Origin of the sequence: Pseudomonas sp. MWU13-2517, from assembly GCF_023242545.1 — a bacterium.
Classification (GTDB): Bacteria; Pseudomonadota; Gammaproteobacteria; order Pseudomonadales; family Pseudomonadaceae; genus Aquipseudomonas.
This window is the reverse complement of the sequence record NZ_JALMFA010000013.1, coordinates 45,735-71,865: the sequence shown is the minus strand read 5'-3', so window position 1 is coordinate 71,865 and position 26,131 is coordinate 45,735. Positions and strand designations below refer to the sequence as shown.

Annotated in this window: 16 protein-coding genes; 1 reads left to right on the top strand and 15 read right to left on the bottom strand. The window is 59.6% G+C overall.

Annotation, left to right across the window (positions count from 1 at the left end; all coding sequences use genetic code 11):
* Nucleotides 1–123: 123 nt before the first annotated feature.
* From M5B97_RS19350 to M5B97_RS19330, 5 genes are all read right to left on the bottom strand, one after another.
* Complete coding sequence (locus M5B97_RS19350; protein ID WP_248732364.1) at nucleotides 124–672, bottom strand: hypothetical protein; 549 nt, start codon at nucleotides 670–672, stop codon at nucleotides 124–126.
* Nucleotides 669–1,241, bottom strand: a complete 573-nt coding sequence (locus M5B97_RS19345; RefSeq protein ID WP_248732363.1) for an RNA polymerase sigma factor — start codon at nucleotides 1,239–1,241, stop codon at nucleotides 669–671. The genes M5B97_RS19350 and M5B97_RS19345 overlap by 4 nt, the downstream gene beginning before the upstream one ends.
* Nucleotides 1,242–1,331: 90 nt before the next feature.
* Nucleotides 1,332–2,972, bottom strand: coding sequence for a VWA domain-containing protein (locus tag M5B97_RS19340; protein WP_248732362.1), 1,641 nt, complete (start codon nucleotides 2,970–2,972; stop codon nucleotides 1,332–1,334).
* 108 nt (nucleotides 2,973–3,080) lie between these two features.
* Nucleotides 3,081–3,773 carry a hypothetical protein gene (locus tag M5B97_RS19335; RefSeq protein ID WP_248732361.1) on the bottom strand — a complete coding sequence of 231 codons (693 nt, stop codon included), beginning with the start codon at nucleotides 3,771–3,773 and terminating at the stop codon, nucleotides 3,081–3,083.
* A gap of 77 nt (nucleotides 3,774–3,850) precedes the next feature.
* Nucleotides 3,851–4,243 (bottom strand): DUF2846 domain-containing protein, encoded by a 393-nt coding sequence (locus M5B97_RS19330; RefSeq protein ID WP_185021910.1) that lies wholly within the window; start codon nucleotides 4,241–4,243, stop codon nucleotides 3,851–3,853.
* A 471-nt stretch (nucleotides 4,244–4,714) separates the two neighbouring features.
* Here M5B97_RS19330 and M5B97_RS19325 point away from each other — a divergent pair, with 471 nt between their 5' ends.
* Complete coding sequence (locus M5B97_RS19325; protein WP_248732442.1) at nucleotides 4,715–4,972, top strand: hypothetical protein; 258 nt, start codon at nucleotides 4,715–4,717, stop codon at nucleotides 4,970–4,972.
* Between the two features lie 127 nt (nucleotides 4,973–5,099).
* Here the strand turns inward: M5B97_RS19325 and M5B97_RS19320 are convergent, their stop codons facing one another.
* The 10 genes from M5B97_RS19320 to M5B97_RS19275 all read right to left on the bottom strand — a co-directional run bounded on the left by M5B97_RS19320 (nucleotide 5,100) and on the right by M5B97_RS19275 (nucleotide 26,102).
* On the bottom strand, nucleotides 5,100–5,513 hold the full coding sequence (locus tag M5B97_RS19320; protein ID WP_248732360.1) for a hypothetical protein: 414 nt from the start codon (nucleotides 5,511–5,513) through the stop codon (nucleotides 5,100–5,102).
* Between the two features lie 913 nt (nucleotides 5,514–6,426).
* On the bottom strand, nucleotides 6,427–6,738 hold the full coding sequence (locus tag M5B97_RS19315) for a hypothetical protein (RefSeq protein WP_248732359.1): 312 nt from the start codon (nucleotides 6,736–6,738) through the stop codon (nucleotides 6,427–6,429).
* Complete coding sequence (locus tag M5B97_RS19310; protein WP_248732358.1) at nucleotides 6,739–15,003, bottom strand: DUF637 domain-containing protein; 8,265 nt, start codon at nucleotides 15,001–15,003, stop codon at nucleotides 6,739–6,741.
* A 30-nt stretch (nucleotides 15,004–15,033) separates the two neighbouring features.
* Nucleotides 15,034–16,755: a ShlB/FhaC/HecB family hemolysin secretion/activation protein gene (locus M5B97_RS19305; protein ID WP_248732357.1), complete on the bottom strand. Its 1,722-nt coding sequence runs from the start codon at nucleotides 16,753–16,755 to the stop codon at nucleotides 15,034–15,036.
* 449 nt (nucleotides 16,756–17,204) lie between these two features.
* The gene (gene pgaD / locus M5B97_RS19300; RefSeq protein WP_248732356.1) at nucleotides 17,205–17,693 is read right to left on the bottom strand and encodes a poly-beta-1,6-N-acetyl-D-glucosamine biosynthesis protein PgaD; all 489 of its coding nucleotides are present in this window, start codon (nucleotides 17,691–17,693) and stop codon (nucleotides 17,205–17,207) included.
* Nucleotides 17,694–17,695: 2 nt separating this feature from the next.
* Entirely contained in the window at nucleotides 17,696–19,036 is a 1,341-nt protein-coding gene (gene pgaC / locus M5B97_RS19295; RefSeq protein ID WP_248732355.1) for a poly-beta-1,6-N-acetyl-D-glucosamine synthase, read from the bottom strand.
* A gap of 2 nt (nucleotides 19,037–19,038) precedes the next feature.
* A complete protein-coding gene (gene pgaB / locus M5B97_RS19290) occupies nucleotides 19,039–21,036 on the bottom strand; it encodes a poly-beta-1,6-N-acetyl-D-glucosamine N-deacetylase PgaB (RefSeq protein ID WP_248732354.1) in 1,998 nt (665 codons plus the stop codon).
* Between the two features lie 13 nt (nucleotides 21,037–21,049).
* Entirely contained in the window at nucleotides 21,050–23,530 is a 2,481-nt protein-coding gene (pgaA, locus tag M5B97_RS19285) for a poly-beta-1,6 N-acetyl-D-glucosamine export porin PgaA (RefSeq protein ID WP_248732353.1), read from the bottom strand.
* Nucleotides 23,531–23,825: 295 nt separating this feature from the next.
* The gene (locus M5B97_RS19280; RefSeq protein ID WP_248732352.1) at nucleotides 23,826–25,322 is read right to left on the bottom strand and encodes a YdgA family protein; all 1,497 of its coding nucleotides are present in this window, start codon (nucleotides 25,320–25,322) and stop codon (nucleotides 23,826–23,828) included.
* A 147-nt stretch (nucleotides 25,323–25,469) separates the two neighbouring features.
* Nucleotides 25,470–26,102 carry an NADH:ubiquinone oxidoreductase subunit N gene (locus M5B97_RS19275; RefSeq protein ID WP_123717489.1) on the bottom strand — a complete coding sequence of 211 codons (633 nt, stop codon included), beginning with the start codon at nucleotides 26,100–26,102 and terminating at the stop codon, nucleotides 25,470–25,472.
* Nucleotides 26,103–26,131 lie beyond the last annotated feature (29 nt).

The following is a 26,131-nucleotide window of genomic DNA, read 5'->3' as shown; positions in this document are numbered from 1 at the left end:
TGACGTCTTTCGCTGATTAAACTAGCAGCAATTGTAAGCGCAGCGACTAATTATAAATTCATATGCTTATGACCTGTTGCCGGGAGGCCGGCGATGGCATGCAAAGATGCCATCGCCATAAGCTCAGCGAGGCGGCAGGGCCTTTAGCTGCTCCTCGATGTTTTGCGAGGGAAAGCGCTGCTTCAACTCCGCCAGTTTCGCCGTCGCCGCCGCTTCGTCCCCTGCCGCACGCAAGCGCACCACCTCCAGCAGCCCCTGCTCCAACGACTGCGGCGCAGCCCGCTTGGCGAACTTGCCCTGGGGCAACGCATCACTGCGCAGCGGAGCACTGTAGGACTCCGCCTGCGGTGGTGCGCTCATGGGCGCAGGCGCGGAAAACGTTGCCGGAGCAGCCAGGCGCCCTTGTGGTCCGGGGTCGAGCTCGTTGGTACGCATCACCACGCCCAGCATCAATGCCACGCCGGCAACCGTGGCGAATGCCATTTGCCAGCGCGGCTGACGGCATGCACGCCCCCAGCGCTGCCATAGGCTGAGCCTGGGCGCAGGCACCTCGCGTCGGGCAGTGGCCAGGATGAAGGCATCCAGCGATGCGGGCGGCTCGCCGGTGCTGTGCTGACGAAAGTGCCGGGTCAGCGCGTCGTCGGAATCTGGAGTATGTCGGGAGTCGGTCATACAGGTATCTCCTCGGCCAGCAGCCGACGCAATTTCTGCTGGGCGTAACGCAGGCGGCTTTTTACGGTTTCCAGCGGGGCGCCGGTGAGGACCGCAATTTGCGGCACCTCGAGGTCGCCGTGCAGGCGCAGCAGGAAAACTTCGCGCTGGTCTCCGGGCAGGTCTTGCAACGCGGCGTCGAGGCGCGCCTGGTCGCGGCTCAGGCTCAGTTGCTGCTCAGGGCCGGCGCTGTCGTCGGCCTGGGCGTGCAACTGTTCGTCGTAGCTGTCGTGCAACGGGTTGTGGATGCCGTGCTTGCGCCAGTAATCGATCAAGCGGTTGCGGGCGATCTGGAACAACCACGTACGAAAACTTGCCCGGCCCTGGGGCTGGGTGGTGCTGCGGATCAGGCTGAGCCATGTGTCCTGGTAGATTTCTTCGGCCAATTCGGCCTTGTTGCTCAAGGACACGAGGAACCGGTGCAGCCCTTGACGGTGCCGCGCATATAGCACTTCGAATGCGGCGGCGTCACCGGCGCGGTAGCGGGCCAGCAGTGATTCGTCGCTGGGGGGATCGTCTGGAACGGCCATGTAGGTGGCGAACTCCTTCTGTCAGCCGAAGCGGGTAACTGTGGCAGGGGGTCGGCCCCCTACCACATTGAATTGTCGGGGTGGTCCAGATCAGTGTTTCAGGCTTTGGGCCAGCTCTACGAGTTGCACGAATTCATTGCGCAGTCCGAACGGATCGTCGCCCCGGGCCGAGCGTGCCAGTGCCGCCGTGTCTTGCAAACTCATGCTGCCAGTGTAGCGGCCATCGCCCTTGAGTTGTTGCGCGAACGCGGCCACGGCGGCGCTGAAGCGCAGGTCATCACTGGGCATGGCGGAGGTTCTATCGACGGCCCGCTCGATCAACCGGCTTTCACCGCCCTCCGCAGGCTTATAGCGCACACGCACCATCGCCAGTTCAGCGGATTTGCTTTCAGCCGCAGGCGCAGCGGCGTAACGCAACGGCTCCAACCAACCCTGCTCGCCCTTGGGCACTATTTCATACAGCGCGGTCACGGTATGCCCTGCACCAATTTCGCCAGCATCCACCTTGTCGTTGTTGAAATCCTCACGCTTGAGCGTGCGGTTTTCATAGCCAAGCAAGCGGTATTCGCTGACCCGGGCCGGGTTGAATTCCACTTGCAACTTCACATCCCGCGCCACCGCCGCCAGGGTCGAGCTGAGCTGCTCCACCAGCACCTTGCGTGCTTCGCGCAGGTTGTCGATATAGGCGTAGTTACCGTGGCCCGCGTCGGCCAGTTGTTCCATCAGGTGTTCGTTGTAGTTATCCACACCAAAGCCGAGCGTGGTCAGTGATACACCGCTTTTACGCTGGTCGGCCGCCATCTGCTTGAGGCTGTCGAAGTCGCTGACGCCTACGTTGAAGTCACCGTCGGTGGCCAGCAGAATGCGATTGATGCCCTTGTCGATAAAGCCTTCGCGGGCCATCTGGTAGGCCATTTCAATACCCGAGGCACCTGCGGTAGAGCCGCCGGCGCTGAGCTGGTCGATGGCGTTGCGGATCTTCACCTTGTCGCGGCCCGAAGTCGGTTTGAGCACCACACGGGACTCACCGGCGTAGACCACCAGGGACACGCGGTCCTGCTCGCGCAGTTGATCCACTAATAATTTCAGCGTGCTTTTCACCAGCGGCAACCCTTCGCGGCGGTCCATGGAGCCGGACACATCGACCAGGAACACCAGGTTGGCGGGCGCCAGTTCCGCCATGGCTTTATCGGACGCTTTGATGCCAATGCGCAGCAGTCGGGTATGCGGGTTCCACGGCGTGGCGGCGACTTCCGTGGTCACACCAAAGGGCGAGCCGTCGGTGGGCAGTGCGTAGCTGTAGGGGAAGTAATTGAGCATTTCCTCCAATCGCACCGCGCCTTCGGGCGGCAGGCGGCCTTGGTTGAGGAAACGTCGTACGTTGGCGTAGCTACCGGTATCGACGTCCACACTGAAGGTGGAAACCGGCGCTTCGGCGACGCGATGCACCGGGTTCTGCGGCAGGTTTTCGTATTGCTCGCGGGGTTCGCTGCGATAGTCCGTCACCGCTGATTCCGGCATCTTCAAGCGGGCGGTCATCGGCGCCGGCGCCATCGCGTGTTTCACCAAAGCCCCTTGGGGCACCACGCTTTGCAACTCGGAAAGGGGCGCCGAGGCATCCGGTTTGGCAACTTCCGGGGCCGACGATGCCCCACACCCGGCCAGCGTGACCAGCACGGTAATGGCAAAGCCCTGAGCGGTAGGGCGCAGGAAGAGCAGAGGGTGGGACATGGGCTGAACCTCGTGAATGAATAATCCGTTCACAAGGTCAGACGCGAGTTAATAGTGGTTCGGGTTAATTCGCGCGCATCTGCGCGACAGAGCGTCTCGAACAAAAAACTACTTAAGTTCTTTGACCAGGTACTCGCCGGATATCCGGGTGATACCGGTCAACGCCCGACGCACGGCTTCCGGGTCGGTGCGGTAGGTCAGCGGTGTATAGCCATAGACATTCTGGCCATTGAACGGCGTGATCGCCTCACTGGTGCGCCAGATCATCTTGTCACCGCGATCCATCTGCGCGACCACGTTGAGGGTGGGGTAAATCACGCTGCTGAAACCCTGAGTGAGACGAAAGCCCCACTCGGCCACGGTCAGCTGGATCTGCGCATCGGCGAGCTCATCGTCACCCACGACCTTGAGGGTCGAGGTCTTGCCCAACGCATCGATAAAGCCTTGCTTGAGCAATACACCTAAATCGATTTTTTCGGCTTCCATCACCGTCAGGATTGCCACCGGCGTCGGCATCTCGGCCAGTTGCCCAAGCTTCATGCCCGCCGCAAACCCCGCGCCGCTCAATGCCGCAGTGCCAACCTTGGACGCACCGCTGGCCATGCCAACACCCGCGCCAAGCCCGGCGCCCAACGCCGCGCCCCAGGCTTGTTCACGACCGAAGTACACCATGTTCTTTTCCCACTTCACGGGCAGGACTTTCACGGTCTTGATCTGCGCGCGATCTTCGGGGGTCATGGGATGGCTGACGCAGCCGCCGAGGATGAGGGTGGTGAGAAGGATGAAGAGGAAGTTTTTCACATCAGTCCTTGAAAGTTTACGCAGAAAAGGTAGTGGCCTGCCGAGCCTGGAGCCCGGCAGGCTTCAAACGGTTTAACTCACTTGCTTTCTTTTGCAATGGTACCCAGCGACGCATCCTTGACCAGGTAACGACCCTCGACATCGCTCAACACTTTGAGGCTGTTACGCGCGATGGCGAAGCCCATTTCGACTTCCTGCTTGAGGTACACAACCTCACCCGCTTTGACGTCGATCGGCATGTCCGCCCAGTTTTCAGCCTTGGAGCTGATCACATGCTTGCCCGGCGTCACGAAAAAATAGATGTATTGGTTGCCACGGTTGTAACCCATCTCAGAGTCGGCTTCCTTGTCATCCAGGAACACGTTGAAGCGCACCATCATCCCGACATTGCTGGGGCGTACGACATACACCAAACCTTTGTCGGCAACGGCCGCTTTGGGCAGCGAATAGTTCGCTACATCAGCCTGCATCTTCTCGACCGACGGTGTCGAGGAACAGCCAAACAATGTGGCCAGGGATAGAACGACAGCCGCTTTACAGAACAGCTTGATCATGTATTTCTTCCTTGTGGGTTGCGGTGGGGCGAATTTTGAGGGTGTTGCTCGTTGCCTGTGTATCGGCAACGGATGATACAAGGCATTGTGCCACTATTGTGATGCCTTGCGCGGTTTTGGGTGAGGGGCTTATAGTCCGGCCGTCGCCCCACAGGGCGATCGGGTTTGGCGACCCGATAACGAGTGCAAAAACGGTCTGCGTTTTTTTGCAGACTTTTTTGCACCCGCAGAGTCGCGTTTATGGCGGCTGTGCGCGGGAGACCTTCGGGTCTGCCGGTTTCTCGTTTCCGGTTCGCCAACCTGCGTACAGCTGCCACCCAATTCGTTTGGCGACGAACAGGTGATGGCGCTCATATCATCAAAACGAGGCTTCAAATGAACCAATACATGCCCCTCACGGGCAACGACAGCACCGTCCCCGCTCTACTCATCGACACCAGTGCGCCCCTCGACGTCCTTCACGGCGCCGCCATGCACCGCATTCGGGCTGTCACCCAACTGCTGGAAAACCTGGCCTTCCGAGAACAACTCAGTAGCGATGCCGTAGTACTTTCAGACTTCGCCCACTTGCTGGCCATTCCGCTACGCGACGGGTGTGATTTGCTGGATGTCATCAGTCGTAGGCTTAATGCTGATCCGTCCTGAGTGAAAATCGGGCGGCTGTAATGTCGCCCGCTTTGGCTATGCACGCGGATGGAAAGGCATTTAAAAGAGCAACTCTGCTGACCTTCAAAAAAACGTAAAACCGTGGTCCGACCCTTATTTTTATCTATCAAGTATCTTTTGACGGAATTATCGAAGAAGCCGAAAGAAAAACTTCAATAATTTTTCGATCTGCATCATTCTTCGCAAAACGCTTAAGCACAGGGATAAGATGATAAAACAATAACTCTATCCTGCTAGGATCTTTGGGCAATGCATCGTTAATACATGCAACCATTAACTTAATTGACATGATTGACGCGAACACTTCATACCCTCTAGCGCTAGAGAACGGAATCTTCTTGAAATAATAGTCCGCCAAACGTTTCTGTTCTGGTTTTTTCCAAGATCTATGAGGAAGAAGCAATAAAGCCTCACCCCAATTATCTGAAGAAAGAGGGTACCGGCTCAATATCCAAGCTGCCGCCTGATCAGAAGTCATTTTCGCCAGCTCTTTACGGAGTGACATTAATCTAGAATCCATACCAAGCTATCTCCTTGGACTAAATGATTTTTTCGGCAACCCAGAGTTAGCCTTTAGGGTAGCAGGAGGAAAATAGGGGGCAGACCACTATTTTCCTCTAATTGGATAAGAGCTTACAGCTTAGCCGCCCATCACCAGGCCAACAAAACCGAATAATTACGAAAAATAAATGACATTTTAAAAGAGCAATTCTTCTGACCTCAAAAAACATAAAACCGTGGTCTGACCCCTATCCCTTCTAGTACTCCTATGCACTCAAGACGAACGAACTCACATCACCAAAATTCAAAAACTCTTGAAAACAAGAAGTAACGACGCCTATATCTCTAGTTATGAAACTCGCCGGGTAATAGTCGCCCAAAATCCCAACTGAACTTGTTCCCATCGACGTATTATTAAGAGTACGCACGACGTGCTCCCCATCTTCAAGGTATTGATTTAGCATCAAAAGGTAATTTCCAGAATCAGCGTAAAGATTAATTTCATACGGTCCGTATTCAGGCGTCGGCGAAATAGACAACGAAGCGACGCCGTCAAATTTTCCATACATGCTTATAATGAATTTCACATCTTCTAGGGACGGTTGGCGAACAAGAGGGATTTGCAATCTAACGTGTTCAGGATTAAGTCTATACCCTCCAATTATCATCTATTTTTTCTCCATAATGGACTTCATGCCTGACTCCCAGGAAAATAGGGGGTCAGACCACTATTCTTCTCTAATTGGATAAGAGCTTACAGCTTAGCCGCCCATCACCAGGCCAACAAAATCGAATAATTACGAAAAATAAATGACATTTTAAAAGAGCAATTCTTCTGACCTCAAAAAACATAAAACCGTGGTCTGCCCCCTATTTTCCTTCTCAAGTAATTTTCTATGGAGATAAAAAGGTAGAAAATTACTGGTTAGCATTCAACGGAACCGCTCAATCAAATCCGCCTCGATCTGACCGAGCAAGTTATCCTTATCTTCACCATTTTCCACAACTAAATAATTCCCTATCTGACTGTCGTGATAAACAGTTAACGTGACCCCATTACATATCAATACCCAACGTCGAGAATAAATATTATCAGCAGATTGAACTGGGCTTGCCTGCCAATATTTTTTTAAATATTTTACAATCGAGTCAAAACCATCCCAGTCAGAAGAAAAGCCTAAATGACACTCGACTTTCCCATCAGGGTTAATTCTTCTCGTTATGGTTGGCAACGACTCATCCATTCAGTCAACTCCAAGACGCTTATTAACTTCCGCTCTAGTTCTTTGAGAGCTTTCTAAAATAGCTTTATAAATATCATCACCTGACAAGCCTTGGGATTTTCTGTAGTCGATCATTTCGGACCACGTCATATTAGGTTCCTCTCCAATCAACCGATCTGCACTTACTCTATCCGACATGAACTCTCTAGCTTGCGCTCTATTTTCATTCCTCATATCGAAAGCTTGTTTAGCTTGAGCTTCCAATGGTGCGCTCTTATCGACACGATCTAGAATTTTCGCATCCTCGCTCAAATACCATTGACGTGCTTGTAGATTTGTTTTTGTACCTCTTAGCGGGTTATCTCCATACAGAGCGTAAAACTCCGAACTTCTGAGGTTAACGATATCTGGACTGAAAGAGGTCCCTTCTAGGGTCGGTGTACCACCCGAAAATTCAATGGGCTTGCTTGGCAGTGTATTTGTGCTACTACGTAGAGTCCAACGCCCACCAATCCACTCAACTGCCTTACCGCCTACACCGGCGGTAATTGCCCCCGTAGCTGCATCGAATACAATTCCGCCAAGCTTATCCGGAGTTGCAAAAATCAGCTCGTCGCCGGCCCGCTCGAGGCTCTGTGCTGGTATGGGGCTATTAATCCAATTGACACCATCCTTACCAGCCTGAAGTAGATTTGCCGGGATGTCTGTCAAGTGAGTGATCGTGTCGTAAACCTTACCTGGCCAATCGACAGCCCTATCAATAACCCCAGAACCCATTTTGCCCGCGATATATCCCAGCTCATGAGCGGGTTCGTAGCCGGTCCAGACTAACTCGCTTCTATCGATTCCATTCCAATAAGAATCCAAGGCATCCCTGTACTCTCCAGGTGTCATTCCTTCTTGATAGTTAGCTAAATCCACCTGACGAATCTGATCAGCTCGCTCCATATTTCGGGCTTTATCAAGACTGTCCATCGCTTGCGTGATACGTCGCTGACAGCCGGCGACGTCTCCTCCACGTGCACTACATCCCTCACGCGCTTTGTCCGCCGCTTCTATCTCTCCATGCAATAGCCAGTTGTACTGAGTAGCATTGCCAGCAACCCAAGCCCCGGTCTGCAAACTTTTGCCGTCAGCATCACTGTCCACCGACGCCGCAAGCACACCAATCAACTGCGAGCTCATCACCAGCAAGCTCTTTCTCTTATCCTCCGGCATGCTGGCGTACTGTTTGGCGAGGCTGTCCACCAGAGCTTCATTCACACCTGCTGCCAGCGCACCCGTGCGGAAATCGCCGCCAGACGCTTCAGCTGCCAGCCCGCCCATCAACGCATGCAGCCCAATCTTGGTGATACCGCCGTCGGCGAATCGATTCTTGGAGACATCGCCAATCATGTTGAAGCCATAAGCAGCAAATGCATTGGCGAGGCTGCTTTGCAATGCATCCCCGAGACTGGCCTCTCCTCCCAGCGCTTTAGTCAGGATAGCCGACGTGCCGTTTTGCAGAACCTGATTCGCAGTGAATTGGCCAACACCTTGCCAGGTACTCAATGGGCTGGCAGATGTGACTGCGCCTGAGTTAGGCAGCGCAGTAGTAGTGCCTGTCTGCGTGCTGGTCCAATCGTCGTAGAACCCTGCGGTCAGCCCCGCAGTAACACCCGAGACAACATAGCCCCGCATCGCATCGCGGGAGGTTACGTCTTTGAACACCGCGCCTAAATTGCCACGGTTGTTGATTGTACTGATCGCGCCATTACTGGCCATGCCACCAAGCACGACGCTGCCCGCAGCATTAGCCCAGCCTGCGGCAGACGTCGCGGTGGCAGCAGCCGTCGCCCCAGCCATCGACGTCCCGCTACCTGCCGCAGCGATTGCACCACTGGCGGCCCCCATCGTGAAGTAGGTAACAATGATCGCTATGACAATTTGCGCGCCAGCACCGAGGCCCGAATTGCTGTATTTGAAGCTATCGTGCAGCTCTTTGACTTCGCGCCAATCAACGTCACCGCGTTGCTCCATTTGTTTGATCCACGCGAGGCTTGGATCCGCCTTAACCATCGCGTCAATGGTCTGGCTTACGGTGTTCTGGTCGACCTGCCTTACATCAATCTTCAAGCCATCCACGGCCTTTATCGCCAGCTCTCCATGCGCCATCAACTCACTCTGGCGCAACGTCTCGTCGGTATTTCCCTTGCCCTTAGCACTGGTCCACGCCAAGTCACCCTTACTCTTCTCGTGACTCTCCTGATGCAGGTCTTTAACCGCTTCAAACGTCACCGCGCCGCCGCTGGCAATCGTCAGGTCATTACCGCTGTCGAGCTTGGCGCGCTGATACAACTGGTCGCCGCCACTGACAAGCGATAAATCCCCCCCCGTCTTGATCTCAGTGCCAACGTTGGTAACGCGAGTAACCTCATCCCGCTTAGTCTCCTTCGCGCCCCAGCCGCCCTTCTTTTTCATGTCGTAGAGGGTGTAGGTGCTGTCCTGCGCCGCCAACAAACTCAACTTATCCCCGCTATAAAGATAAGCCTCATTCCCCGCGCTGATCCTGCTCGCCACAATCGTGGTGTCACGCCCAGCCTGGCTGACAAAATCCCCACCCGCCGTCAACACGCTCGCCACTTGGGTGGTCTGGTCGTCCGAGGTCTTGATGCGTTTTTTGCCGTGTTTTTCCTTGCCCTCGACGTTGTGCATGTCGCTGACCGAGGCGACGTTGAGGTCGCGGCCGGCGGCGATGTTGAGGTCTTTGCCAGCGGTGGCGGTGCTGCCGATAATGTTGACGTCTTGCCCGGCGTGCATATTCAGGTTGCCACCCGCCGTGACACTGGCGGCGAGGTTTTTGACGTCGGTGGTGATGCTGGATTTCTCGCCACCGTCGCGGGTCTCGTGCTTGACGCTGGTGTCGCTGGCGGCGATGAGGTTGAGGTCACGGCCGGCGGTGAGATTAGCGTTGTTGCCTGCTACCAGTGCGCCTCGGTTGGTAAGGTCGCGGCCGGCGTCGATGGCGAGGTTTTCGCGGGCGACGATGGTGCCGGCGCTGGTGTCGGTGAGGGTGCGCATGCCGACGCCGTCACGCACCTGGATGGCGGTGTTGTCGTTGGTGACATCGCCTTTGAGCGCCGTGAGGCTGACTTGCTTGCCGCGAATTTCGCCGGCCATGGCGTTGCGGATGCTGTCCTGGGCCAGCAGGCTGAGGTTGTTACCGGCTTCCATCAGGCCACCGGTGTAGATGCTGCCGCTGCTGACCGCGGAGAGGTTGTTGCTGGCGCGCAAGGTGCCGACGTTGATCAGGTCGCCGCCGGTGACCAGGTTGAGGTCGCGGCCCTGGATTAAGCTGTTGCCGCGCACATTGCGAGATTCGGCTTGGGCCAGGTACAGCACGGGCACGAGGACGGTCTGGCCGTCGACAACGCGGTTTTCCATCCACACGATGTCGTGGGTCAGGGCACCGACTTGCTGGCTGGTGAGGGACACGCCGAGGCTCAGGCGCAGGGCATCTTTGCTGGCGAGGCCGTTGTCCATCAGGTAGCGGAACTGGTCGGCGTCGCTGTATAGGCCGCCGGCGAGGAAGCGCTGGCCGGTTTGCGCGAGGACGGCGTCGCGGATCAGGCGGGTTTCGTATTGGCCGTCACCCAAGCGGCGCCAGGCGTTGTCAGCGTTGTAGCCGAGTTTGCCGAGCATGTAATCGGAGCTGAAGAATCCGGACGCCGAGGTGAACTCGGGGTTGGTCTCGATCAGGTAGTGGCTGGTAGGGTCGGCGTTTTTGACGAACAGGCCGTACTCGCCTTTGGGCAGTTGGAAGTTGGGCGAAGTGGTGGGGTCGACCGCAGCGAACGCGGTGCCGGTGTAATCGACGGGCACGAAGCCGCCGCCGGGAGCTGCAACGACGACCGGCAATACCGTGCCGGGCGCCTGGGCGCTGGCGTCGTTGGCGTGTTTGCTCAGGTTGATGTTGATGCCGCCGACGGGGATGCCGGTCTGGTCGTCGCCGAGGCTGCCGGTCAACTGCGCCAGGGTGTTGTTGTGCAGCGTGCCGTTTTGCAGGGTGCGGGCGACGTTGAGGTTGACCGTACCTCCGGCTTGCAGGGTGGCGTCGTAGCCGGGGCCGCCGTTGCTGGTCCACGTGGTGACGTCGCTTGAGTGGACGAAAGGCCAGCTATTGGGTGAGCGGTTTTTCAGCTCTTCGAAGCGCGCCTTATCGAAATTCCCTGCCGCCGTGGCCGCATTGAAGGCCGGAACGTCGACATATTGCATGCGTTCAAACAAATCATCGGGAACGTGCCCTGGCGTGTTGACGACAATCTTGCGCTGTCCCGTGCGCGTGGCGGCACCTTGGTTGAGCAAGTCACCGGCGGTGATACTCAGGTCGCCATTGGCGGCCATCAGGCTGTAGCGGTTCTGCACATTGTCACCTTGCAGCAGCATATTTTTGCCAGCCACCAGGCGCGCCGCTACCGAATCCTTGGTCGCCGCCTCAAGGTACGTTTCGTAGATGGTGATCTCACCACGCTCCCAGTTGTCTTGCTCGCCGCAGTGCTGGTGACAGATCCAACTCAAGCTGCCGGTGGTCAGCGTCTGCCCGAGTTCGAATTCATCTTTGGCGTTTTCGATAAAGCCCGCATTGATGCCGATCGAGCCTTCGCTTTCCACGGTGCCGGAGCGGTTGCTGAACAGCACGGCACGCCCGCCATCGCGTGCGGCGAAGCTCAAGTCGCCTTTGCTGTAGACGTCGCCATAGCTGTTGCTGAAGCCATTGCTGCGCAGAGTCATGTCGCCGCCGCTGAACAGCAGCGTGTCTGCGGCATTGGTGATGCCGTTGACCGCCGTGAGGTTCACTGCGCCCTGGGCACCGAGGGTGCCACGGTTATTGATCTGCGCGGCGGCGATATCCAGTTGCTGGCGGGCGGTGAGGAAGCCAAGGTTGTCCAGGGTGCCGCCCAGGGTCAGGCGGGCATTGGTTGCCGCCAGGCGGCCGCCGTTCTGACTGAGGTTGTTGGCTGCGACGGTGAGTGTTTGCAGAGCCGATACGCGGCCACTGTTGGTCAAGTCGCCGGTGGTGATGCTCAGGTCGCCGTCGCTGAGCAGTTCGCCGCCGTTGTCCAGGCCCGCCACGTTGAGGATCAAGCCCTTGGCGCTGGCCATGCGGTCACCGGCCTTGAGGGCCAGCGCCTGGTCGCTCTTGTAGGTGAGCACGTCGTTGAGTTGCACACGGCCCAGGCCATCGACTTTGCCGAAGGCCCAGTCGGCGCTGCCCATGCCTTGGATATTGCCCTGGCTGCCGGAGAGGCTGGCGGTGTTGAGGTGGAACAGGCCGGTGCCGGCGTGTTGCAGCATCCCGTTCTGGTTGTTGAGGCTGGCTGCATCAAGGCTGAAGGCCTGACTGCCGAATTCGAGGGTGCCGTTCTGGTTGTTCAACGCCCCGCTGAGGTTGAGACTGCTGCTGGTGCCGCCCAGGGCGCGCAGTTGCCCGCTGGCGCTGTTATCCAGGTTGCCGCCGGCGAGGGTCAGACCCTGGTTGGCCTCGATCAGGCCGCCCTGGTTGGTGAGGGTGTCGCGTGAGGTCAGGCTGATCTGATTGCCGCTGACTTGGCCGCCCGCGCTGTTGTCGAGGGTGCCGCCGCTGACGGTCACTTGTTCTTTGCCGAACAGTTTGCCGCCACGGTTGGCCAGGGCTTCGACCGTCAGTTGCAGGTTGCCGACCAGGCTTGCCATCAGGCCGCCGCTGCCGTTATCGACGCTGTTGGCGGTGACGTTCAGGCTGTCGCCCTGCACGGTGCCGCCCTGGTTGTGCAGGCTGGCGGTGGTGAGCACGGTGGGGGCGCCGCTGCTGAGGATCAGGCCCTTGCGGTTGCTCAGGTCCTGGCCGCTGTAGGTCACGCCTTCGGCGCCGGCCAGCAGTTGGCCGTTGTCGTTGTTCAGCTGCTGGGCGGCAATGTCCAGGCGCTTGCCGCGCAGGGTGCCGCCGTCGTTGTTGAGGGTGGTGAGTTGCTTGACCAGTACGCTGCGTTCGCCCGCGTCGATCTGGCCGCTGACGTTGGTGAGCAGGTCGCTGACCTTGAGCACCACGTCGCCGCCATCGCTGACCAGCGCGCCTTTGTCGCTGTTGTTGAGGGTCTGCGCGGTCACGTCAACGGTCTGGCCCAGCAGGATACCGGCGCTGTTGTCGAAGCGCTCGCCTTGCAGTTGCAGCAGACCTTCGCTCTGGATACGGCCTTTGGCGTTGAGCAATTGGCCCGGGCCTTTGAGCAGCAGGCTGACGCCTTGGGCGCCACCGGCCAGCAGGCCGGCGTTGCGGTTGTCGAGGCCGGAGGCTCGCACGTCGACGTGGTCGCCCAACACGCGTCCGGCGCGGTTGTCGAAGTCGCCACCGGCCACGTCGAGCAGCAGTTGTTTGCCGACGATCACGCCGCTCTGGTTATCCAGGTTCGCGGCGTGCAATTCAATATCGCCCTGCCCGGCCTGCAGGCGGCCCTGGGCGTTGCTGAGCTGTTGCGCGGCGGTGACGGTGAGCTTGCCGGCATCGGCACTCAGTACGCCGCCTGCGTTGCTGCTGAGGGTCCCGGCCGTGACGTTGAGGTCGGTGCTGGCCTGGGCGAAACCCTGGTTGTTATTGAAAGCGTTGGTGACGTTCAGGTTGAGCACGCCGCCGTCTGCCTGGATCAAACCCTTGAGGCTGTTGTCGAGGTCGTTGGCCTTGACGGTGGTGGTTTTGGCTACCAGCACGCCATTCTGGTTGTTCAGGTTGCCGGCATTGACGGTCAAGTCGTTGGCGATGACTTGCCCGCCGCTGTTGTTCAGGTCGGCACTGGTCAGCACCAGGCTGCCACCGGCCATTTCAATACGGCCTTGGCGGTTATCCAGGGACGCACTGTTGAGGGTGGCGGCCTGGCCTTCACCGAAGCGAATCAGCCCGCCGAGGTTGACGATGGCTGGCGAGTTGATCGCCAGGCTCTGCTCGCCGAACAGGCGTGCACCGGCACCCTGGTTGGTGAGTGTGGCGCTGCTGACGTCGACGGTCTTGGCCTGGATGATCGCGCCCTGGTTGGTCAGCGCTTGGGCGGCAGTGATCGCCAGGGCCCGGCTGGCCAGCAGGTTGCCGCTGGTGGTGACGGTTTGCGCGTTGACCACCAGATCGCCCGTGGTGTTGCGACTGTTATCGGCGGCTACACCGGCTTCGATGATGCCGGGGTTGGTGACGCTGGCCGCGTTGATTTCGATGCGCTGGCCGGCGGCGATGCTCTTGCGGTTGACCAGCGCCTGGGCGCTGGAGACCTGCACATTGCCATTGGCGTAGACCTTGTCGGTGAGGTCGACAGTCTGCGCGGTGACCTTGACGTTCCCGGTCGCCGCCGCCTGCGCCATGCTCAGGCGCCCATTGGCATCCAGCTGAATATCCCCACCACTGGCCGCCAACGTGCCGTCGAGCTTCACGCCCACACCGGCTTCGGTGCCCACCAGTTTGATCGCGCCGGCATACATGCCGCCCAGGGCCGACGAGTCAATCGCCAGCTCCGGCTTGGCGCTGCCGTCGTCGGCACGCGCGGTGGTTTTCAGGCTTTGGGCGTCGACGTCGTTGCGCCCGGCGATCACGGTCAGTTCGCGGGCGTTGATCTGTGCGTTGATCTTGGCCGAGCGGGTGATGATCTCGAAGCGGTCGACGTTACTGGCATTCAGGCCCTGGCCGTCGATGGTCACGGCGCCGCCGTCGACCTGGTAGCGCTGCAGCTGACCGCTCGCGTCGAGCACGGGTTTGCCGGTGGTCAGCGTAACGTTGGGCGTGTTGATAAAGCCGCAACCGCTGCACGTAATACCGTACGGGTTGGCCACGATGACCTTGGCCGACTGCCCCGCCACTTCGGTATAACCGCGCAACTGGCTCGGGCTGCCGCCGTTGACTTCGTTGAGGATGACGTTCGCCGCGCCGCCCTTGAGGTTGGGGTTGCCGACGATGTAGCCGCCCAGTTGGGTGTTTTGCACCGCGCCGGTGGCGTTGTTGAGGATCACGCCGTTGGGGCCGACGTTGTAGTCCTTGAATTGGTTATGCGACAAGCCCGCGCCATTGGGCGTGGCGATGTTCACCACCGGTACGCCATTGCCGGCCTGGCCGACACTGGTGGCCGGGTTGCTGACCACAATGCCTTCGGCCTGGGCCAGCAGCGGCTGCCAGAACAGTGCGTTGGCCAGGATCAATACCAGGCCGCGCTTGGGCAGGCCGAAGAACGAGTCCCGTGGCTTCAGCGCAGCGGAAGGTTGACGGGCCAGAAAGGCAAATTGGCGAACATCCATTGTCAAATTCTCGATGTAACGGGCGTTGAATTACAGGAAGAAATCCATGCGGAAGTAGATCGGCGCTTCGCGCTCGGTCACCACCCCCGGTCTTTCCAACGAATGGGCAAAGGTCACGCTGGTGCTGACGTATTTGCCGCGGGCGAACAGTTCCACGGAGTTGCTTGAGACTCGGCCGTGGTTGTCGCCGTTGTAACGGTCGTTGCGAATCACGCCCTGGTCGTAACCAAGGCTGGTGCCGTATTCGGCGAAGGCGGGGCGTAACCACTCCAGGGTGACCGGGCGTGCCCAGCGCACTTCGTTGCGCCAGTAGCCGCCGCTGTCGCCGGACAGTTGCTGGTCCTTGAAACCGCGCACCGACGATGAGCCGCCAAGGCTGATGCGTTGCGGCGAGAACAGCACGTCTTCACTGCGCTGCCCAGTGGCCAGGCTGGTGAAGCTGAACGACTCGCCCCACAGGGTGAAAGGCTGCAGATAGCTGACGGTGGCGGTATATTTGCGGTAATCCGGGGTGGGTGTCAGGTTGCCGAACTGATCGCGATGCTGGTCGTCGCGCTGAGCATCAAAGGCGCCGATGCCGTTCTGCACGCCCAAGTCGACGTTGACGAAAGCACTACCGATACGGCGACCGTGGTTGATGCCCAGTTGCAGTTCGCTAAGGCGGTTGCTGCTGATTTCGAGGTGGGCGTCGTTGACGTAGTTGTTGGTGCGCAGGTGAGCCAGGCCGACGTTGAGCGAGGTCTTGCTGACGTCATCGCGGTGGATCACACGCTCGGCCCGCAACTGATGGTTCTGGTTGTCGCCCGACTGTTTGAACTTGAAGGTGTCGGTGTAGCCCAGCGTGCGGTAATCACTCTCGCTGTAGGTGTAACTGAAGTTCCACCACCCCCACGGCACGTTGTAATAAAGCATGCTGTTTTTCGAGGTTTTCTGGTGGTCGCTGATGGCGTCGTGGCCGCCGCGCAGCACCAGTTGGTCGGCCAGGCCCAGCGGGCTGTCCCACTCCAGGCCCGCGCCCCATTGCTGTTCACCGGTGCTGCGTTGCCCGTCGTTATTGCGCGACAGGCTGGCGCGCCAGGGCTTTTGCGGGGTGTTCTTGACCACCACGTCGCTGCCGCCGATCTGCTGGCCGGGGGTCAGCTCCATTTGCGCCTGTTTCGACGGCAGGCGGTTGAGCTGGTCCACCAGTTGCTCGACCTCACGCAGGTTCAGCGCTTCGCCGACCTTGCCGGGAAACGCCATGGCCAGTTCGCGGTCGGTGACGTTGCTGCCTTCTGCGCTTCTCACCGCTTCGAGTTTGCCTTCCACCACCAATACCTGGAGATGGCCGCTGGAAAGGTCCTGCTGCGGCAAGTAGGCACGGCTGGTGACGCGGCCTTTGGCGATGTAGTAATCGGTGATGACCTTGAGCAGTTCATTGAGCTGCGAGACGCCCAGGCATTGGCCTACATACGGCTTGAGCAGGCGTTCGCGGTCGGAGGCCGGCAGGCTGTCGGCGCCCTTGAGTTCGATGTCTTTGATCGGGAAGCAACGGGTGTCCGCCGGCGTGGCCGGGGCCTGGGGCTTGGCCTCTTTGCCGGGCAGGTCCTTGAGTTCTTCAAGGCGTCGCTGCTGCTCTTCGAGCAGGCGGTTCTGCCGGTCGCGGATCAAGTCTTGATCCCCTGGCGTAGGCGCAGCGATGGCGCTGTTCAGGCTCAGGTATGCGAGCAGGACAGTGCACAGTAAATACCGAGTCCGTGATAAAAAAAGCATGTTCGATCCATCGAAAAATCAAGGGCGGCAAACTAACATCGAACTTCCAGCGTTCAAAGAAACTGGCTTAGTTGCGCGTTCGGACTAGTTAAACCAATAACCCATTGATTAATAACAATTAAAAACTATCAAAAATGAAGCGCGCCGAGGTCATGCATGATTATTCCGACAGGTGGCGCCATTTTTGACGGCAATAAGGCTAAGTACGGCTCAAGGGCCATTATTAGGCCATCAAGCTCTTGCCGAGTTAGGTTAGTACCGGGGATCCGGGAAAAGTTCGCAGGTATTGTGTGAATTGGATCCCATTTATCGGATCCATCCACCGACTGGCCCCGGTACCCGTCGGTTAATTCTCTGTAGAAGCGAGCTGGCTCGCGAAAAACTCACAGGCGCCGCGCCCGTTCAGGTAGCACGCGTTATCGTTGACGCTTTCACGAGCGAGCCCGCGCCTACAGGCTGCCGGCGTCGTTGCCTTTTGGCTGGCCGGGCACCAGGGTCAGCGGCGGGCGCTCCACGTCCCGGGACACATGGGACTTCACTTCCTCCACCCCGCCCTCTTCGTCGTTGTGGATCACCAGCACACCGGGTCGGCGCAATTGCTCCAGGTCGCCTTCGCCCAGGTTGAAACTCTCACTCAGGCGCTTATCGCTCAGGGCATTGGCCTCGGCGCGGCGCTGGGCGAACTTGCGGCCTTTGCGTTGTTGGTAACGCGCCCAACCGATCAGGATCACCGCATTGAACACGGCGATCCAGAGGTATGTCTGCAGGGTGTTGAGTGCGGCAAAGATCGGCGCCTCCAGGCGTGGGCCGCCGTGGGTTTCGAGCATCGCGCTCATGCCGCGCGCCAGCAGCCAGATCAGCCCGAACCAGGCCAACAGGGTCAGCAGCACATCGATGATCCACATCACGGCGTTTTGACGCGTTCTGACCAGTTTCATGATCACGCCTCCTCTTCGCTTGGTTTGATACCGCGATCCGGGCTGACCCAGCGTGCGCGCTTCTGATGTTGCTTAAACAGCACCCGGGGGAAGCTGACCAAGGTGGTAAACAAGCTGACCAGCCAGAACACCATCGGGTACCACACGGTCCAGAACAGGGTTTTCCACAGGTCTTTTTCATAACGCCGGTCGATCAGGATGCTCACCGCAAACTGCAACAGGCACACCATTGCCAGCACCAGGCCGGTAAACGCCGGTGGCACCAGGGAGTCCACGGCAATCGCCGGTGGCAGCACGATGAACTTGCCCACTGCCCAGAAGATCACCGACAACAGGAAGGTAAAGGCCCAACCGGTGGACAGGCAGTATTCGAACAGCAGTGGCCACAGGTAACGATGGCGCCATTGCCAGATGCCACGGATGTTCTTGAACAACACTTCGGCACCGCCCTGGGACCAGCGCAAACGCTGTTTCCACAGGCCGCCGACGGTTTCAGGCATCAAGATCCAGCACAGGGCACGGGGTTCGTAGAAGATGGCCCAGTGATCGAGTTGCAGCTTCCAACTGACATCGATGTCCTCGGTGATCATGTCGGTGCTCCAATAGTCGATGCGGTCCAGCGCCTTTTTACGGAACGCCACCACCACCCCCGACACGGTGAAGATCCGGCCGAACACCCGCTGGGTGCGCTTGATCAAGCCGATGATCGAAGAAAACTCGCCCACCTGCACCCGGCCAATCAAGGTGGAGCGTGTGCGGATGCGCGGGTTACCGGTCACGGCGCCCAGGCGCGGGTTGTCGAGCATCGGCGCAACCATGTAGGCGGCGGCGTTTTTGTCGAGCAACGCATCGCCGTCGATGCACACCAGGTATTCACTGCGGGCGGCCACGGCGCCCATGCGCAGGGCCACGGCCTTGCCCTGGTTCTGCGCCAGGTGCAGCACGCGCAGGCGCGGGTTTTCCAGGGCGAGGGCGTCAAGCACAGCGGCGGTGTTGTCTGAGGAGCCGTCGTTGACCGCGATCACTTCGATATTCGGGTACAACTGATCCAGCGCCGCGTGAATGGTCTCGGCAGCGTTATCGCCTTCGTTGTAGCAAGGGATGATGATCGAGATCATCGGGTTGCCCGCCAGGGTCGGCGCCGGGGTGTCTTCCTCCCACGGCCAGTGGCGCTCCCAATGCAGCCAGAAGTACAGGCCGCCGGCGATCCACAGCCCCGACATAAACAAGGGGTAGAAAAACACGAAGTCCATCAGGAACTGCCCGGTGACCAGGAAGATCAGGCCCAGGGGCACGCCCAATACCAGTGCCAGGACGAATAGAGCCAGGATTCTGTCGAACATGATCAAGGGTTCCACTGGTTGGAAAGGGCCGGACGCACGGTGTTCAGGTCCGGTGAGTTTTCCAGGAAGTTGTCCGGGTAGTAGCCGAAGCTCTTGACCCCCTGGCGTTTGAGTACCCCCATCCATTCAGCCATCTGCGCACCGTTGATATCGGTCGCTTCTTTAGTGCGCCAGTCTTTGGCTTGCAGCTCGAACACCGTGCGTTCAAGCGCGCCGGGGCGGGCTTTGACCTTGGCGACCAGTTTCTCCAACCAGGCATTGGAGTTTTTCAGCGTTTCGCCTTCCATCAACGGCATGGCCATCGGTGCGGTCCAGTCATAGCTCTGGAGGAAGTCGTCGAGGTTCTGCGCGAACCAGGCTTCGCTGCCCGGGTTGAGCATCGGCTCGGCAAAGATATTGCGCGCCGTCAGCACCTGCGGGCCGCCGATGGCGCGGACCTTGGCCGTCAACTCATGGGTGAAATCGATCAGGTAGCGGCTCTTGAAACGGGTCCAGCGTTGCATCACCGCAGGATCGGCGCGCAGGGCCGCGATGCTGCCGGGCAAGCCGTTGGCGGCGTAGGCCTTGAGCGCAACGGGACTGGCGTCTTCGAAATCCGACAGAACAGCATCATCGTGGTACAGCACGCCGTCGATGGCACTGTTGCGCGCCAGGTCTTCGTAGATCTCACCGATGATCTTGCGCACCTGGGGGTCAAACGGCGACAGGCGTTGGTATTGATCCGGGTCGAGCGCGACCTTGCCGGTCTGTGGGTCCCAACGCGTTACGCGCGGCAGCTTGGGGTCAAGGGCGAAGCTGAGCACCGGCATCCACGCATAGACGCTCGCATGGGCACGGGTGTGCAGTTGCCAGGAAACGCGGTTGAACAAGTCGGCGCGCACCGGCAGGTGACGGTTGGGGAAGTACAGCGAGTGCACCAGGCCGTCTCCCTTGGGGTCGGCAAAGGCCTGCAGGAAGACGGTGCCCGCGCCCATGTCCACCACGCGCTGCACCAACTGGTCGAGGTTGCGCGCTTGCTGCGCAGGGTCCGGGTCATAAACGTTATCCAGGTCCACATGCAGCACGCGCAGCGGCGCCGGGGTTTGCACGGCGACGATGCTGTTGGCGAAATGTTCGCCATCGGGGTCGGAGGCCACCAGGAAGCGCGGGCTGTTCATCAGTCTACCCAGGTCATCGATACCGTCGTCCAGGGTCAGCGCCATCTGGTAACCCTGCTCGCTGACGATCGCCAACGTAGTGCCTTTGGCCGCACCGTACGGCCACACCCATACCCGCGGCGCCTTACCGGTGACGGCCTGGATTTTCTTCGAGATCGACGCGACATCGGCACGCATCCGCGCATCGAACTGCGCCTGGCTCTCATAGCGGCCGGTGGCCGGATCAAAACGCAGGCTGGTCGCGGCCGGCTCCAGGTTGCCTTGAGGGTTGGCCAGCACGCCTTTGTGGCTGGCATCGGTGTGCGCGGCGATCTCCACCAAGCCGGATTGGGACACTTCGCGAATCTGCTGCCAGGTGAGGAATTCCCCACGTGGCCGTGGCATCCCGGCGAAGTCCACCGGTTGGTTGAGCGGGGTATCGATCCAACTGCCCACCGGTGCCAGCAACGCCGGCCAATGGTAGGCGCGCAGTATCGGCATCACCCGCGTGTAAAAGCTGGAATAACCATCATCGAAGCTGAGCATGATGGCCTTGGGCGGCAACTCGGGCCCGCCCCGACGCGCCGCCAGGATCTGGTCGACGGAAACCGGCTGGTAGCCGTTCTCGCGCAACCACGCCAACTGTTCGATCAGACGCTCAGTACGCACCGCCACCACGGCCTGGTCGGGATCACGGTCCTCCACGTCGTGGTAGGCAATGCCCAGGAAGTGGTTTTTCGGCCACGGCGCTTCGTTGAGCGGCGTCGGCCGCTCGGCGGGTGGGGTATAGGGCGCGGGTTGCTGGGCGCAGGCGCCGGCCAGCACTACACCCAGGACCAACAAGCAATGGCGGAGGACAGTCATGGTCAGGCTCTTTTTAGAATCGGTAAGTGAGGTCGACGAGCAGACGCAGATCGCGCTCTCGGTCGCCGTCGTAAGGGCGGCTGATCAGGCTCAGGTTGGCACCCACCTCCAGCACATCGTTCCAGAGCAGGCGCTGGCCGTAGCCGATCAAACCGATACCGCCAGTGGAGTAATCCCGCTGGCTGTAGGTACCGGCACCGATCTGGAACTGCTGACTCCACTGGGTCTCGTAGCGGTGGTAGAGCACGTGATTGACCGTGACAGTGGGCAACACGGTGAAGTCCGACTTGGGGTTGAAGTACACCGTGTCGTTCTTGGTGTTGCGGCTGGCGCCGACTTCCAGGCCCAGGTCGACTTGCACATGAGGCGAGCTGTAGATGCCCTCGCGGCCGGTGAGCAACGCTTCGAGACGGTCATTGCCGTCGCTGAAGTGGGACGGGCTCAATGCCAGCTTCCATTCACGGCTTTCGTTGGCTCGCCAGCGAATGAAACCGCTGCCGCCATTGGCCGTGATGTCGGCATTCAGCGCCCGCAGCGGCGTAGTGGCCAGGAGGTAGCCGAGGCTGCCGCCGTATTGCCAGTTGTCGTTGATGTCGCGAGCGATCGACACACTCGCCCCTTGCTTGGAGCCAAAACCGTAGGAGTGATTGGAGACTTCGGCCTGCAGGGTCATGTCGCGCGTGCGCCGCTCCACGCCGACACGTTGCCAACGGTGCTGGCCGGTGCCTTCGCTGAAGTTGGCAGTGGCGTAGCCAAGGCCGGCGAACACGCGCCAATCTTCGTCGATGGGCGGGCTGTAGAGCACGCTTTCGATGCCCCAGTCGCGGCTGCCGGCCACGGCACCGACGTCGCCATTGTTGCCGCCTCCATAGCTTTTACCGGTGTAGGCTTCGACCCGCAGTTCGGCCATGTCATGCACATTACGCAGGCGGTTAAGGCGTTGTACCTGGCGGTTGTCCGGGTTGCGGGCCAGCACGTCGTCGGTGAGCGTGTCCATCTGCCGCCACTCTTGCAGGTCCATGGCGGTATAGGCCTGGGACACTTCCAGGCTGATATCCCGCGGCGCCTGGGCTTCGGTTTCCTTGAGCGCGCCCTCGGAGCGGCGCGGCCAATCGCGGGCGCGGTACATATTGGCTTGGGCCAGTTGCAAGCCGACATTGCCCGGGGCTTTGCGCACCAGCGCTTCAAGGCCGGCTTCGCTGCCTGGCAGGTCGCCGGCGAAGGTGTCGGCCTGGGCGGCCAGCAGTTGCGCGTCCATCCAGTTGTCGTTGGGGTTGCCGATGGGCAAGCCCTTGAGTTCTTCGCGGGGGTTCTGGCTCTTGGCCAGATTGCTGGCGACCTCGCGGGCATCGAGGGCTTTGTCACTTTCCACCAGGGCATAGAACAGCGCGGTGCTGTCTTCCACACGGTCGGCTGGGTCGGCATCCGGCGCGGCCAACGCTTGTCGGTAGAGCGGCTCAGCTTTTTCCGGCAGGCGCTGGTCAAGGTAAGCGGCGGCGACCCAACGGATGGCGTACGTCGGCAACTGCACGCCTTCACCTTGCAGGGTCTGGTACTCGCGGATCACCTCGGCGGTGCGTGCCCGCGCCTTGAGGGCGCCCAGGCGGTCGATGCGCCAGCGCACCACGTCATCATGGGCGCTTGCGTCCGGCGTCCAGCGGGCAAGCAGTTGGTCGTAGTCGTTGAGCGCGCGGTCGGCGATCACATAGCGCTCTTTCTCGCTGCGCGTGGCGAACTCGGCCATACGCACGCGCTCGGCCGCAAGATCGCCTTCCAGGCGGCGCTGGGTCACGGCGTCCAGCGCACCCGGATGTTTGGCCGACAGGCGCAACGCCGGCTCCGGCAGACGGGCCTTTTGCAGGGCGACAATGTACTCGCGCACTACCTCAGGCTTGTCGCCTGCCAGCACAAATGCCTTGTCGAATTCATTCAGGGCATCGTAGTTCAAGCCGGCGCGGGTCAACGCGTAGCCCAAGGCCATGCGCCGGTTGGCGTCATCCGGCTTGGCGGCCACCAGCGCGCGGGTGCGCAACACCGCTTCGTTGATTTGGCCACCGTCAGCCTGGGTCAGGGCCTCGCCCAGTTGCAGGTCGACATTATTCGGCTCCCGCAGCAGCGCCTGCCGGTAGACCGCCAAGGCCTGCGGCCACTGCTTCTGGTTGCGATAAGTACGGGCCACCGTGGCCAGCGCCTGGGTCGTCAGGTTGCGATGTTTGCCTTGGGCTTCGTACACCTTCAGCACTTCGGCGTCTTGCCCGGCCCAACCGGCTATTACCAAGTGATCGCTGATCTGCCCAGGCGTCTGGCGCTCGGCGGGCAGTTGGCGCAGTTGGGTCAGGGCGGGCGCGAAGTTGCCGTTACGCGCCTGGATGATCAGGGCGTCGTAGGCTGGATCGGCCAAAGCGAAGGCCGGGATCAGCAACTGGCTGCAAAGAGCGGCACCGATGAGCAGGCGCAGCCGGCTTGGCGCACTGAGAGGGAGGGTTCGCAGCATGTCGTGAGCTTCCTTACACACGGAAAGCTACAACGATAGGTGGTCCTGAGCAGTTTGCATCAGGGGTGTCGGCGTCTAGTGACCCGACCTAGCTTTCCTGTAGGAACTATCCATTAGGAATGTAGGAGAAAGGGCAATCAGGAACAATTGTTCAGAATTGCCCTGACCGCCAAAAACCAACGGGGGAAAGGGGTTACCGCGATAACGAGCGCTCTACGGCGGCTACGCCGAGAGTTTGACGCTTATCCCGCGCAGCCTCGCTCCCCCTATTTATGTCTTACCGATGTCAGCAGTCTTACTGCGCGTGGCTGACGGTCCCGACCTTAGCCATGACAAAACCAATGAACTGCTCGACGGTCATCTTCTGGCCGTTGAAGGTCACTTCATTGTTGGCGTAATGCAGCTTGGAGACTACATCGGTACCGACCAGGGTCGCCAACTGAGTGCCAACGCCCATGCCGCTGACCATTTCGGCCTCCATCTGAGATTGCTGCTCGATGGCTTTCGGATCAGTGACCCCGCTCACCTGGGCCTGCAACGCCGCGACATCGCTGATCATCGGCTTGGACAGGGTCAGATTGGCATCCAGCAAGGCAACCATTTGCTTGCCCAGCTCAACCGGCGGCAACTCCATGGAGGTCGGTTTGGTCAGGTCCAGGACCAGGTTGAATTTGCTTTCGCCGTGGGTGGTTTTCAGCGACAGGTTTTCCACCGCCAGCTGTGGCTTGGCAGCCAACACCTGATTGACGTTGGTTTCAGCCAAGGTCTGTTCGGCTTCGGTCAACTGCAGCTCAGGCACTGGCTGGCCGGCGGCGGATGCGGCTTGCACCGGTTGCATCTTGTCCTGGTAAAGCTTGGTCAGTACCAGCATCGCCGGGATATCGATGTTCTTCATACTCAGCGCCATGGCCGCCGAACCCACCGGTTTACCCTGGTAACCGATCTCGTCGATCTTGTAGTCGACACGGCCTGCCAGGTTGTTGTCCTTGGCCTCGCTGGTGTCTTTCTGCTCGAAACCCTTGAGGGTCAGCACGGCTTTCTGCGGGCCGAAGGTGACTTTGGCATCGGTCAGCTCAACGGTGTTTTGCCCGGTGTAGAAACCGAAGGTGGACTTTGCCAGGTTACTGGCCACAGTCAGGCCAGCCAGCTCGGCTTCGAACGCCTCGCCATTACCATCGATGGCGCTGACCTTGAGGCTGTTCATGTAGCCGTTGGCCTTGACCTTCTGCCCTTCGGCAGTGCTGTCGAAGTCCAGGTTGGCGCCGGAGAAGCTCACCGAGGATTTGTCGTCCTTGAGCTCCAGCGGCAGCAACTCAACGTTGCCGTTGACCGAGCGGCTGTAGCCGATATTGGCCACACCTTTGAGCGGCGACACGTCTTTGCTGGCAGCGAACCATTTTTCAGTGGTGGCGTTCTTTTCCAGCATGTAGTGACTGGTCGCCATGACCGGCAGCCACTTCAGCGTGACCAGCCGCGAGAACGGCAGAGGGCCGTGTTCGATATGGTCGACGAACAGCAGCTCGGGGTTCGGGTTGTCCTGGCCGAATACCGTGCCCTGCCCCTTGAGGCGGTAATGCGCGGTACTGCTGAACACGCCGCGCTCCAGGGACACCAGCTCCAGGCTCACGCTACCGTCGACGCCGGCCATGGAGGTCTGCAGTTCCTTGTTGGCGTTCTGGATTGCGGTTTGCAGCACCGGTTCCAATTGCTTACCGGTGTACCAGGCACCGCCTGCACTGACAGCACCAATAGCGACAACAAATCCCAAGAAAACAACAGCTGGCTTATTCATGAAGTGACCTGATCAAATCCTGTGAGAAGTGGGCTGTCTTCCTTGAACCCCTCAGGGTTGGCTCAAGCCCGCCGAAAACGGGGGAAGATTAGCACTGGCGGCCGCGTACGGCCCAGTTTTCTCAGAACGATCAAGTCAGCACTTGGTTCAGGAATACTCCATGTCGATCTCGTCGAGCTGGTGGTCAAAACTCTTCAGGCGCGCCGTCCAGGTGTATACCAGCACCTCGAATTCCCGGTGGATTACGGCATTGCCCGGGGTGTCGGCCTTGGGATCACAGAAGTCCAACTGGTAGCGTTCGCGGGCCATCTGGTTGGCCACATCCGACAACTCACGCGCGTTATTCAGCCAGTGCCTGCCGTCGGCGACCTGCCGGTCGAGTACCACGCATTGTTTTTTCAGCGCTTCGAGGCTTTTTTCCAGGGGCGTACCGGTGAGTTCGCCCATGACTTCTTGGAAGGTGCGCCCAGGTTGCCAGTAGCTGCCCCAGAAATAACGGTCGAACACGGTTTCGACGCGACGCAGGGCCACTTTGGTGTCCCAGATCGCCACGCGGGTCTTGCCTTGTTCGAGAAGTTTTCGCTTCACCCGTTGGTTCTGGTAAGACGCCCAGGCCACCACGCCGATGGACAAGGTGCCGATCACCAGGCAGGCGCTGTCGAGGAACACCATCGCCTTGTCGAGTTGATGAGCGAGCATGACACCGTAGAAATAGGCAGCCGATAACAGCACCAGCGCGAAGACCACGCACCAGAAAGCGGGAGCATAAGGGTTTTTCATTATTGGAATCCCCATGAGCAAACGCGAGC